The following is an 11,624-nucleotide window of genomic DNA, read 5'->3' as shown; positions in this document are numbered from 1 at the left end:
TGAGTCCGCGGGGCGGTGTGGCGCCCGCGGGGACAGGAAACATGGCCTTCTTCTCCAGATTGGGCGGGCTCGCGGGCGCGCTATTCGGATTGGCGCTGGCGACCGGGCCAACCCTCGCGCAGCAGCAGGGCTATTGTGACCGCCTTCGGGCCGATCTCGCGGCGCTCGACCGCGCCGGCCCCGCCGGGCAGCGACAGCAGATCCTGGACCAGATGCAGCGCCAGCGGAACGAGGTGAACCGCACGGTCGCGTATGCGCGTTCGATCGGCTGCCAGCGGCAACGGTTCTTCATCTTCGGCGACGCGCCGCCGGCCGAATGCCCGTCGCTGGAAAGCCGGATCAACGGCCTGGAAGCCGGGCTTGCGCAGCTCGATTCGCAACTGCAGCGCGCCGGCGGCTCGGTGGAGGCGCAGCGCGCGTCGCTGTCCGCTGCGTTCGACGCCAACTGTCGCGGCGTCGCCCCCGGCCCCGCCTCCGCGCGTCAGCCCGGGCTGTTCGAGCAATTGTTCGGCTCGCCGGGCGGCGAAACGCCGACGATCCCGGACGAATTGCAGCAGCAGCCGCAGGTGGACGGACCGCCGGGCGTGGCCAGCGCCGGCAAGACGCTGTGCGTCCGCAAGTGCGACGGGTTCTATTTTCCGGTCAGCCAATACGCCAGTCGCGGGCGGTTCGAGCTCGACGCCAGCCTGTGCCAGGCCTCCTGCCCGAATGCCGAGGTGGAGCTCTTCGTGCAGCCGGCCGGCCGCGAGGCGGATGCGGCGGTTTCCCTTGCGGGCACGCCCTACACGTCGCTGCCGAACGCCTTCAAGTACCGCAAGAGCTTCGACTCCACCTGCACGTGCCGCAAGGACGGCCAAAGCTGGGTCCAGGCGCTCGCGGAAGCCGAGAAGCTGGTCGGCGGCCGCGCCGGCGACGTGACGGTGACCGAGCAGCAATCGCAGGAGATGGCCCGGCCCAAGGAGGCGGCGCCGACGGGCGGAGCTGCTCCGGCCCAGCCGAAGACGGCTGTCTCACCGCCCGTCGGAGCCGCTCCGCGGACGCCTGCGCCCCCGTCTGGCGCGGCGACTGTTCCGCCGGCGTCGGCGACCGCGCCGCGCGGAACGCCGCCCGGAACGGCGGGCGTGGACCCGTCGACGCTCAATCCCGGCGCCGCTCCGGCCGCGCCCTCACGCCCGCGCACAAACCCGGCGACTGCGCCCGGGGCGGTGCGCTCCGATCCCTTGCCACCGCTGGCGCCTCCCATCGTCCTGCCGCCCGCAGGCGTGCCGCGAGGCGCGTTGGGGAACTGATCCGGGTAAGGCTGGAGCCTCCCTCCCCTCGAGGGTGGGGTGGGGCGGTGCAGGTCTTCGCTGGCGCCCGGCGTCCCGTGTCGTCATTGCGAGCCGGAGACGAAGCTATCCAGACTAGAAGCCGGGCTGTTAGACTGGATTGCTTCGCCTCCGGCTCGCAATGACGTGAAGAGAACCGGGACTTATCGAGCTGCTCCCGACGTTTCTATAACCGCGACCGTCATCCCCGGCGACCTGCGCAGCAGGTCGGGAAGGGGATCCAGAGCAAAGGCGCTCACCTCTGGATCCCCTTCCCTGCGCTGCGCGCCGCCGGGGATGACGGAGAATGTTAGAACGTGCGGCTGCGGCTGGTCAGGCCGTTTCGCCGTTCAGGCGCGCGAGCGCCCGGGGTCGGCCGATCAGCGGCAGCAAGGCCTTCAGCTCCGGGCCGTGGTCCAGTCCCGTGAGGGCGAGGCGCAGGGGCATGAACAGGGCCTTGCCCTTTCGTCCGGCATCCTGCGCGACGGCCTTGGTCCAGGCGCCCCACGTGTCCGCGTCCCAGGGCTCGGGCGGCAGCAGTGCGGCCGCGGAGGCGCAGAAGGCGGGGTCTTCGATCGCGGGAGCCATGGGTCCTGTCACGACAATCGACCAGCCGCCGACATCCGAGAACACCGCGCAGTTGCCGCGAACCGCAAGCCAGAAGGCTTCCCCGTCCGGCGCGCCCATGGCGGCCAGACGGTCGCGAACGTCGGCGTATTCCAGGTGATGCAGCACCTTGGCGTTGAGCGCATGCAGCTCCGCCTCGTCGAAGCGCGCCGGGGCGCGTGACAGGCGGGCGATGTCGACCAGCTGGGCCAGTTCGTCGAGGCTGCGGACAGGGCGCACGGCCTCGGCGGAGCCCACCAGCACGGCGAGAGCGGCGACGGCCAGCGGCTCCACGCCCTGCTCGCGGAGGGAGCCGAGCGACAGGTGGCCGAGGCGCTTGGAGAGCCCCTCCCCGCTCGCGGTGGTGAGCAGGTTGTGGTGCCCGAAGGACGGGACCTTCGCGGCTCCGGCCAGCGCCTCGATGATCTGGATCTGCACGGCCGTGTTGGTGACGTGGTCCTCGCCGCGGATCACGTGCGTGACGCCCAGGTCAATGTCATCAACCACCGAGGGCAGCGTGTAGAGATAGGACCCGTCTGCGCGGACCAGCACGGGGTCCGACAGGGACGCGCCGTCGATGTGACAGGGACCGCGCACGAGGTCGTCCCATTCCACCGTGCGGTGGTCCAGCAGGAAGCGCCAATGCGGCCGGCGGCCCTCGGCCTCGAAGGCCTGGCGCTCCTCGTCCGTAAGCTTCAGGGCGGCGCGATCGTAGATCGGCGGTAAGCCGCGCGCGGCCTGGCGCTTGCGGCGGCGGTCGAGTTCGTCCTCGGTCTCGTAGCAGGCGTAGAGGCGGCCCTGCGCGCGCAACCGGTCCGCGGCTTCGTCATAGAGCGGAATGCGGTCCGACTGGCGCACCGTGAGGTCGGGCTCGACGCCCAGCCAGGCGAGGTCCGTCACGATTGCGTCGGCGTATTCGGCGCGCGAACGCTCCTTGTCGGTGTCGTCGAAGCGCAGGATGAACCGGCCGCCGTTGCGGCGGGCGAAGAGCGCGTTCAGCAAGGCCGGACGGGCGTTGCCGATATGCAGGCGCCCGGTGGGCGACGGCGCGAAGCGGACGACGGGCGTGTTCATGGACCGCTTATGACGGACGCGGGAGGCGTGCGCAACGGCGTGGGAGCGCCGCCTTAACCGGGCAGTAAGGTTACCTGTCTATCAATTGTTTGCAGGTTCTTCGGGCGCATGCGCCCTCATTGAGGCAAGGGTTAATCCCATGCGGTTTGCGTCGCTCGTCGCTCTTTTGATCGCTGCTCCCACGCTTGCATCGGCGGCGGACTACATGATGCCGCCGCCCCCGGCGGGACGGCTGCCGGGTCCGGCGGAGGACTTCAACTGGGGCGGCCTCTATGGCGGCATCCATGCCGGCGCGACGACGGCCGACTTCAAGACGACCGGGCTCGGCAGCACGCTCGTCAACGACGCCTACTACAACAAAACTGCCCTGCCGCTGGCCGAAAGCATGGTGCGGCTCGGCGAGAACCCCTCCGACCAGCAGATGCATCTCGGCGGCTTCGTCGGCTACAACATGCTGTTCGACGATGCCGTTGTGGGCTTCGAGCTGGACTACACGCACCTCAAAGACAAGCTGGTCGGCGCGAGCGTGCAAAGCGACTCCGCACGCCGCGCGAGTTCGTCGACATTGGCCGATGCGATCGACTACACGGCGTCGGCGCGGTCGCAACTCGGCGACTACGCGATCCTGAAGCTGCGCGGCGGCTACGCGTTCGGCCGTTTCCTGCCCTACGCCACGGTAGGCGCGGTAGTCGCGAAGCAGCGCCTTTCCGCCCAATACAACAGCGTCTACAACGAGCTGACGCTCGACCCCGTGACGGGCGCGATCACGGGTGTGAATGTCGGACCGCTGAACCGCAATGCGTCGGTGGTGAAGTCCGGCTACAACTACGGCGGCGCGATCGGCGTCGGCCTGGATTGGGCGGTGCTGGACAACGTGCTGCTGCGCGCCGAGTACCAGCACATCGCAATGGCGTCCTACAAGGGCGCGACGACGTCGGCCAACTCGTTCCGGCTGGGCGCGGGCGTCAAATACTGACCCCACTCTCCACGGAAACGAAAACGGCGCCTCAGGGGCGCCGTTTTGCATTGGGAGATCGCGGCTCTCACTCGGCCGCTTCGACCATCGGCCGGCCGCGCGCGATGCGCTCGCGCTTGAGCTGCTCGGCCACCAGGAAGGCGAGTTCGAGCGCCTGCTCGGCATTGAGGCGCGGGTCGCAATAGGTGTGGTAGCGATCGTGCAGGTCCGTGTCCGAGATGGCGCGGGCGCCGCCCGTGCATTCGGTGACGTTCTTGCCCGTCATTTCCAGGTGGATACCGCCCGCATGCGTGCCCTCGGCCTGGTGCACGGCGAAGAAGTCGCGCACCTCGGCGAGGATCAGGTCGAACGGGCGCGTCTTGTAGCCGGTCGCGGCTTTCACGGTGTTGCCGTGCATGGGATCGCAGGACCAAACGACGGTGCGGCCTTCCCGCTTCACGGCGCGCACCAGCGCGGGCAGGTGCTCGGCGGCTTTCTCCGCGCCGAAGCGGCAGATCAGCGTGAGCCGGCCGGCCTCGTCCTGCGGGTTGAGCAGGTCGATGAGCTTGATGAGCTCGTCCGGCTTCAGCGACGGGCCGCATTTCAGGCCGATGGGGTTGCGGACGCCGCGGCAATACTCGACATGGGCGTGATCGGGCTGGCGGGTGCGGTCGCCGATCCAGATCATGTGGCCGGAGGTCGCGTACCAGTCGCCCGTGGTGGAATCCACGCGCGTCATGGCCTGCTCGAAGCCGAGCAGCAGGGCCTCGTGCGAGGTGTAGAAATCCGTGGTTCGCATCTCGGGATGCGCCTCGGGATCGAGGCCGATCGCCCGCATGAAGTCGATGGTCTCGGTGATGCGGCCCGAAAGCTCCTCGTAGCGGCCCGACTGGGGGCTGTCCTTGACGAAGCCGAGCATCCAGCGATGCGCGTTCTCGAGATTGGCGTAGCCGCCTGTTGCGAAGGCGCGCAGCAGGTTCAGCGTGGCGGCGGACTGGCGGTAGGCCTCCATCTGCCGGCGCGGATCGGGGACGCGGGCCTCGGGCGTGAACTCGATGCCGTTGACGATGTCGCCGCGGTAGCTCGGCAGCTCGACGCCGCCCACGGTCTCGTTCGGGGCCGAGCGCGGCTTGGCGAACTGGCCAGCGATGCGGCCGACCTTCACGACCGGGGACGATCCCGCGAAGGTGAGCACCACCGCCATCTGGAGGAACAGCCGGAAGAAGTCGCGGATGTTGTCGGCCGAGTGCTCGCCGAAGGATTCGGCGCAGTCGCCACCCTGCAGCAGGAACGCCTCGCCGGCCGCGACCTTGCCCAACGCCCGCTTGAGCTTGCGCGCCTCGCCTGCAAAAACGAGCGGCGGAAAGCCGGCGAGCTGCGCCTCGACGGCCTTCAGCTCATCCATGTTCGGATAGGCCGGGACCTGCTGGATGGGCTTGTCTCTCCAGCTCGACGGCGTCCAACGCTCGCTCATCACCCTCTCCTCCCCCATCCATGGCCTCTTGACCAGGGTGGGCATACACCTTCAGGAAGCGGGCCTTATACAGAAGAGGCGGAGCTTGCGCCACCCGGACAGGCGGCGGATGCTTCGAAATGAGACGACCATGGCGCCGCCGCCAAGATTCAGCCGCTCGCGGGATGCACATTCCGCAACGGAAAAGCCTCGCGGCGCGTTGTGGCGTCACAACATCGGTTCAGAACGAGCGTAAGGGGGCCAGCATGGCCGGATTGGATCGCAGGGCTGTGGTGCTGGGGGCTCTCGCGGCCGCCGCGACAGGGACGCAGGCCGCCGCGCAGGCCGTGTGGGGGCCGAGCGCGCGGCCGGGCTCGGGCGACCTCTACGGGCTCTACCCCGCGCCGCGGCAGCGGCCGCGGCCGCCGTCGGACGCCGGCGTCGACAGCGGGATGTACGGCCCCGTGCCGGGCGAGCCCTTCCCGGTGCCGGGCCTGCGTTCGGACATCGTGCCGGCGGCCTTTCACCGGCGGACGGTGGCGTATGACAGCGCGGAGGCGCCGGGCACCATCATCGTGGATCCGCGCAGCCACTACCTCTACCTGGTCAACGGCGACGGCACCGCGATCCGCTACGGCGTTGGGGTCGGCCGCAGCGGATTCGGCTGGGCGGGCGTGGCGGACATCCGCAACAAGCAGGCCTGGCCGGACTGGTATCCGCCCAAGGAGATGCTGGAGCGCCAGCCCGACCTCGCGGCCAAGATGTCGGACCTGCAGAGCGGCGTCGGCATGCATGGCGGCCCCGGCAACCCGCTCGGCGCGCGGGCGCTCTACCTGTGGCAGGGCAACAAGGACACGCTGTACCGGATCCACGGCACCGTGGAGCCCTGGACGATCGGCAAGAGCGTGTCGTCGGGCTGCATCCGAATGATCAACCAGGACGTGATCGACCTCTATGACCGGGTGTCGGTGGGAGCGCGCGTGGTGGTGACCGGCACGCCGACGCAGACGCCCACCGTGAAGGCGAAGCCGCGGCGCCGCGCGCCCGAGACGGACGACGCCTGGCTGTGATGGGCCACGCGCCACGGTTCTGAACGCAGAATGGCCGGGGGTGACCCGGCCATTGTCGTTTCGAGCCCCGGCAGGTTGTCCGGGCGGGATTACTTGCCGAGATAGGTCGTCTGCAGCGACACGGCGATCTGCGAGAACACAGACGTCAGCATGGCGGAGTTCGTGGCGTCGAAGTAGTGGTCGGCGCCGGAGGCGCAGTTCTGCAGCATGGTCTTGGCGGCGGCGTCGTCCACCATCAGGGCGATGCTGTAGATCTCGATGCCCTTGTTCTTGATGTTGGTGCACAGCGCCTTGGTGTAGGTGTCGGCCTGGGTGCGGTTGGAGCCGTCGTGCTTCAGCGAGGACGTGTTCATCGACTTGGTGTTGACGCCGTCGGTCATGAACACCATCACCTTGCGGGGCAGCTTGTTGGCGGGGTCGTAGGCGCCGGCTTCGCTGAGGGGTTCGGACGGCGACAGGACGTTCAGGCCCCAAACCAGGCCGGCCGGGATATAAGTCTCACCCGTCGCCGTCAGGTTGCTGATCGTCGACTTGATCTGCCCGTAATTCTTGGTCAAGGGCTGCAACTCGGTCGCGCACTTGCCGGGCGTGCCGCCGGTTTGCGTCATGAAAGCCTTGTAGGGCGTAACCGAGATGTCGTCCGTCAGATTCAGCGGGTATGGGCGGGATAGAACGCAGCCATTCCATTTGTAGGGATAGTTAGTGCACTTGGCGGGCGTGCACTGCTGGTACGGCGTGCCGTACTCATACTTGCAGGACGTCGAGTTATACGTGTACGGGATGCCGTCGTTATACCCGATCTTGGGCGTCGTGACGCAGTCGTAGGTCCTGGTCACGGGCGTGACCATGTTGCAGCTCTCGGGCGTGCAGATATTGGTCGTGTAGTCGGAAGCGCCGGTGACCCACGGCTGATTGCGGTTCCACAGGCCGACATTGACGTAGTTGGCGAAGGGGACGACGCCGATCTTCACGTCGGCCTTGGTATCGGCCGTGAGCGTGTCGACCATCGTGTTGGCGGCCGTCTTCAGCGTCGACAGCTTGTTCTTGCCGGGATCGTTCATCGAGTTGGTCGTGTCGAGCACCAGCACGAGTTCGACGCTGCCGGTGACGGCGCGGAACGCCTGGGCGACGGCCGAGATCCCGGTGACGTCGTTGCCGAAGCGGGACATGAAGTTGTTCTTCACGACCGTGCTGGCCGAAACCGTGACGGACCGGCCATCGCCGGACAGGCTGGCCTTGATCACCACGCCGCCCAGGAAGGCGTAGCGGTCCTGCACCTCGGCGTTCAGGATCTGCTCCGCCTGAGACTGGATGACGTCGGCCGTGTATCGCGGATTGGTCAGCGCCAGGGCGGTGGAGTCCGTGATGGCCTGCAGCGCCGTCCGGGATGCGTTGGCGCGCGAGTAATCGACGGCGGCGCCCAGCGCCATCATCAACGGCACGATCAGAATGGCGAAAATGACCGCAGCCGCACCACTGGGGTCGCGAGCAAAACGAGCCGGCGTACTCAAGGTCGATACTCCTGGACCTGACTACAACCCAGGGTAGGTATAACCACTCGCCTTTCTGTTAATTTGTTCGATGAATATATCTTAAAACGAGTATTTTCTGGTGAGCGGTTGCTATTTTCAGGCCCCGACGGGCGGCTCCCAGGGCGTCCGCATGGTCACGAGCTCCTCGGCGGCCGTGGGGTGAACCGCCATCGTCATATCGAAATCGCGCTTCGTGGCGCCCATTCGCACCGCGATGCCGACGCACTGGATCATCTCGCCCGCCCCCTCCCCCATGATGTGCACGCCGAGCACGCGATCCGTCGCTTTCTCGACGATGATCTTCATGAAGGTTCGCTCCTGCGACCCCGACAGCGTGGCCTTGATCTGCCGGAACGAGGTCTTGAACAGGGTGATCTCGCAACGCGCTCGCGCCTGCGCCTCGGTGAGCCCCACGGAGCCGATCTCGGGCGTGGTGAACACGGCCGAGGGCACGAGTGCGTGGTCGACCTCGGTCGGACGGCCGCCATACACCGTGTCCGCGAAGGCGTGGCCTTCGCGGATCGCGACCGGCGTGAGGTTTACCCGGTTGGTGACATCGCCGACCGCGTAAATCGAGGGCGCCGTGCTTTGCGAGTGGCGATCGACCCGGATGGCTCCCGCCACGTCCAGCTCGACGCCGGCGGCTTCCAGGCCGAGCCCGGCCGTGTTGGGCACCCGCCCCGTAGCGTAGACGACGCGCTCGCAGGCGATCGACTGGTCGTTGGTGAGATTCACCGCCAGGTTGCCGATGCGCCCGTCGATGCTGGCGATCTCGGCCTGTGTGACGACGCGCACGCCCGAGAACGGCAGCTGCGCCATCAGGGCATCCCTCAGGTCCTCGTCGAAGCCCCGCAGGACCTTGTCGGCGCGCAGGACGAGCGTGACCTCCGAGCCCAGACGAGCCAGCAGGCACGCGAACTCCACCGCTATATAGCCCCCGCCCGCGATCACGACGGATTTCGGCAGGCTGTCCCATTCGAAGATGTCGTTGGACGTCTCGATGACGTCGCAGCCCTTCATGGCCTCGGGGACGAACGGATGCGCCCCTACCGCCACCAGGATGCGCTCCGCCGTGATGCGGCGGCCATCGGCGAGCAGGCGCACCGTATGCGCGTCCTCGATCACGGCGCGGCTCGCGATCGCCTGCGCGCCGGAGCGCTCGAGGTTGGCGCGGTAGGCAGCCTCGAGCCGCAGGATCTCACGGTCCTTCGCGGCTTTCAGCTTGCCGAAATCGAAGCTTGGCTCCGGCACGTTCCAGCCAAAGCCGGCGGCTTCCTCGAACTCGGCCGCATAGCGGCTCGCATAAACGTAGAGCTTTTTGGGCACGCAGCCCCGGATGACGCATGTGCCGCCGATGCGATGCTCTTCGGCGACCATGACCTTCGCGCCGTAGCCGGCCGCGATCCGGCTGGCGCGGACGCCTCCGGATCCGGCCCCGATGACGAAAAGGTCGACATCATAGCCCGCCATCGAGGATCTCCACCCTGCCCTACGCCACTCGCCCAAGCCGATCCCGCAAACGTCAGCTTTACAGCTGGACGCCCCGGGTCTTCATCTCGGCGCGGACGCGGCCGATCATGAATTCGGACAGGCGCTGGCTCCAGGCCTGCATCTGGCCGAACAGGTCATCCATCACCTGGGGCTGGACGGAGACGTATTTCTGGCCCGATGCGGACTTGTAGAAGGCCGCGACGTCCTTGAGCTCCGGCTCGCTCATGCGCCCCGCGAAGGTGCGCGCGGCCGCGTTGAGGATGTCCTCGCGCTGCGACTCGAATTCGGGTTTCAGCTTCGCGAGCACCTCGTTGAGATCCTTGGTGATCTCCGGCCGCGTCGTGAGCAGGCTCGACTTCATCTGTTCCATGAACTGGGGAACCATCGCCTCGAACGAGCGCGACAGGCCGGACGCGACGACCACTTCGCGCGCCACCGCGAGATGGGTGGCGGCAGGCTGCTGGGCCAGGGCCGGAGCCGTCGAAAGCGCCAGGGCGAGAGCCGCGGCCGCGAGGGCGGAGCGGGGATTGAAAGCTGCTGTGAACGACACGATGCGTCTCCTGTCTGACGGCCGCGACGGGCGCGACGAGGGAAGGCCGGGATCTCGGATCAGCCGAGATCCCCGATGATTTCGATGCCGGAAGCGGTCGCCAGAATGGCGGCGCTCGCCAGGCCGATGAAGAGACCGTGCTCGACGAGCCCCGGGATGGCGTCCAGCCGGGCCGCCAGATCTTCCGGATCGGGAATGCGCCCCAGCGCGGCGTCGAGCACGAGATTGCCACTGTCGGTGAGGACGACCGAGCCATCCTGCCGCTTGCGGATGGTGAGCTCGCCGGCGCACCCGGACGCCTCCAAGGCCTTGCCGATGGCGACGCGCGTGGCGCCCAGGCCGAAGGTGACGACCTCCAGCGGCAGCGGGAAACGCCCGAGCGTCTCCACGCGCTTGGTTTCGTCCGCGATCACGATCATCCGGCGCGACGCGTTGGCGACGATCTTCTCACGCAGATGCGCGGCGCCGCCGCCCTTGATCAGCCGCAGCCGACCATCCAGTTCGTCCGCGCCGTCCACCGTAAGGTCGAGCTGCGGGGTTTCGTCCAGCGTCGTGAGCGGCACGCCGAGGGCCTGCGCCTGGACGCGGGTCGCCTCAGAGGTCGGCACGCCCACGATCGACAGGCCGTCGCGAACGCGCTCGGCCAGCAGATCGACGAAGTGCTTGGCCGTGGAGCCGGTGCCAAGGCCAAGGCGCATGCCGGGCTGGACGACGGCGACCGCCCTGGCGGCGGCTTCACGCTTCAGGGCGTCGAGGCTCACCGTGATCTCTCCGGACGGGCCGGGAGACGGATCTCGATGCGCCGTCCAGAGACGGGCGCGGTGTGCGCGATCATGCCGTGTTCCGCTTTTCGGACGAGCGGGTCAGCCCGCCCGCGACAGAGGGCGCCCGCGTGGCCTCAAGCCAACGGGACGGCATCCCCTAGCACGTCAGCGGTGCGCCGGAAAAGCAGCGAGATCAAGGCCTGCCACGTACGACAGGCCCTTCGGGGGCTCAGGGCTTGCGAACCGCTCCCGTCGTGTCGGCCGCGCCGGTGCGGCCGCCGAGGTCGGCGACGGCGCCCTTCTCGGGCGGCGTGCAGACGACCTTCTCGTCGAAGACGTAGCAGACGCTCATCGCGCCGTTGCGGGCGTCGACCCGGAACACGCCGCCCTCGCGCTCGTGCCGGGAGGGAACGAGGCTGTATTCGGACGGCTCCTGCTTGCCCGCGCCCTCGCCGGCCGGGAAGCACAGGGTGACGCCGAAGGTGCCTTCCTTCTGGCCGTACTGGCAGGCGCCGACCTCACCCGTCACGCGGTCGATCCGGTAGATCCGGTTCAGATCGGTCTGCGGGGCCGGAATGAACTCGAATTGCCCCGCCAGGGCCGGGGCGGCTGCGCCGAGCAGCGCCAGCGCGGGCATCGCCGGCAGAATGGAAAGAAACCGCTTCATCGTCGCCTCGTATGATCTTCGCGTTGCGCCGCGCCCCGCAGCCGATTCGGCCCGCGGCGGCGGATGCACGCCTCGGCGGAACTCTGGGTCGGCATGGTTAATGAATGGTAACCGACACTTAAGGCCGCCGATTGACGCGTCCGGCGTGATCCTTC

Annotated in this window: 10 protein-coding genes; 3 read left to right on the top strand and 7 right to left on the bottom strand. The window is 68.0% G+C overall.

All coding sequences use genetic code 11. The features are described from left to right. The first annotated feature begins 41 nt into the window (after window positions 1-41). A complete protein-coding gene (locus tag AC1DSZ_RS15780) occupies window positions 42-1,289 on the top strand; it encodes a DUF2865 domain-containing protein (RefSeq protein WP_476839297.1) in 1,248 nt (415 codons plus the stop codon). A gap of 351 nt (window positions 1,290-1,640) precedes the next feature. On the opposite strand, the gene gltX is transcribed toward AC1DSZ_RS15780, so the two are convergent. Then, window positions 1,641-2,987, bottom strand: a complete 1,347-nt coding sequence (gene gltX, locus AC1DSZ_RS15775) for a glutamate--tRNA ligase (RefSeq protein WP_476839296.1) — start codon at window positions 2,985-2,987, stop codon at window positions 1,641-1,643. Window positions 2,988-3,195: 208 nt separating this feature from the next. Between gltX and AC1DSZ_RS15770 the strand changes: the two genes are divergently transcribed. Further along, a complete protein-coding gene (locus AC1DSZ_RS15770; RefSeq protein ID WP_476839295.1) occupies window positions 3,196-3,963 on the top strand; it encodes an outer membrane protein in 768 nt (255 codons plus the stop codon). 67 nt (window positions 3,964-4,030) lie between these two features. Here the strand turns inward: AC1DSZ_RS15770 and AC1DSZ_RS15765 are convergent, their stop codons facing one another. Further along, complete coding sequence (locus AC1DSZ_RS15765; RefSeq protein WP_188517045.1) at window positions 4,031-5,416, bottom strand: class II 3-deoxy-7-phosphoheptulonate synthase; 1,386 nt, start codon at window positions 5,414-5,416, stop codon at window positions 4,031-4,033. A gap of 245 nt (window positions 5,417-5,661) precedes the next feature. Between AC1DSZ_RS15765 and AC1DSZ_RS15760 the strand changes: the two genes are divergently transcribed. Continuing rightward, a complete protein-coding gene (locus tag AC1DSZ_RS15760; protein WP_476839294.1) occupies window positions 5,662-6,465 on the top strand; it encodes a L,D-transpeptidase in 804 nt (267 codons plus the stop codon). A gap of 89 nt (window positions 6,466-6,554) precedes the next feature. On the opposite strand, the gene AC1DSZ_RS15755 is transcribed toward AC1DSZ_RS15760, so the two are convergent. From AC1DSZ_RS15755 to AC1DSZ_RS15735, 5 genes are all read right to left on the bottom strand, one after another. Further along, the gene (locus tag AC1DSZ_RS15755; RefSeq protein WP_476839293.1) at window positions 6,555-7,976 is read right to left on the bottom strand and encodes a pilus assembly protein TadG-related protein; all 1,422 of its coding nucleotides are present in this window, start codon (window positions 7,974-7,976) and stop codon (window positions 6,555-6,557) included. Window positions 7,977-8,093: 117 nt separating this feature from the next. Continuing rightward, window positions 8,094-9,467 carry a glutathione-disulfide reductase gene (gene gorA, locus AC1DSZ_RS15750; RefSeq protein ID WP_476839292.1) on the bottom strand — a complete coding sequence of 458 codons (1,374 nt, stop codon included), beginning with the start codon at window positions 9,465-9,467 and terminating at the stop codon, window positions 8,094-8,096. Window positions 9,468-9,525: 58 nt separating this feature from the next. Next, the gene (locus AC1DSZ_RS15745; protein WP_476839291.1) at window positions 9,526-10,038 is read right to left on the bottom strand and encodes a DUF2059 domain-containing protein; all 513 of its coding nucleotides are present in this window, start codon (window positions 10,036-10,038) and stop codon (window positions 9,526-9,528) included. Between the two features lie 59 nt (window positions 10,039-10,097). Next, window positions 10,098-10,799: a ribose-5-phosphate isomerase RpiA gene (gene rpiA, locus AC1DSZ_RS15740; RefSeq protein WP_476839290.1), complete on the bottom strand. Its 702-nt coding sequence runs from the start codon at window positions 10,797-10,799 to the stop codon at window positions 10,098-10,100. 232 nt (window positions 10,800-11,031) lie between these two features. Next, window positions 11,032-11,469 carry a hypothetical protein gene (locus tag AC1DSZ_RS15735; RefSeq protein WP_476839289.1) on the bottom strand — a complete coding sequence of 146 codons (438 nt, stop codon included), beginning with the start codon at window positions 11,467-11,469 and terminating at the stop codon, window positions 11,032-11,034. Window positions 11,470-11,624: the final 155 nt, after the last annotated feature.

The sequence above is a fragment of the Alsobacter sp. P4_H11 genome, from assembly GCF_056400925.1.
The sequence above is the reverse complement of the archived record's forward strand: the minus strand, read 5'-3'. Positions and strand labels throughout refer to the sequence as shown.

Coding starts and splice junctions, on each gene's coding strand:
- gltX (WP_476839296.1), bottom strand. CDS start 2,987: ATGAACACGCCCGTCGTCCGCTTCGCGCCGTCGCCCACCGGGCGCCTG.
- AC1DSZ_RS15765 (WP_188517045.1), bottom strand. CDS start 5,416: ATGAGCGAGCGTTGGACGCCGTCGAGCTGGAGAGACAAGCCCATCCAG.
- AC1DSZ_RS15770 (WP_476839295.1), top strand. CDS start 3,196: ATGCCGCCGCCCCCGGCGGGACGGCTGCCGGGTCCGGCGGAGGACTTC.
- AC1DSZ_RS15735 (WP_476839289.1), bottom strand. CDS start 11,469: ATGAAGCGGTTTCTTTCCATTCTGCCGGCGATGCCCGCGCTGGCGCTG.
- AC1DSZ_RS15780 (WP_476839297.1), top strand. CDS start 42: ATGGCCTTCTTCTCCAGATTGGGCGGGCTCGCGGGCGCGCTATTCGGA.
- AC1DSZ_RS15760 (WP_476839294.1), top strand. CDS start 5,662: ATGGCCGGATTGGATCGCAGGGCTGTGGTGCTGGGGGCTCTCGCGGCC.
- gorA (WP_476839292.1), bottom strand. CDS start 9,467: ATGGCGGGCTATGATGTCGACCTTTTCGTCATCGGGGCCGGATCCGGA.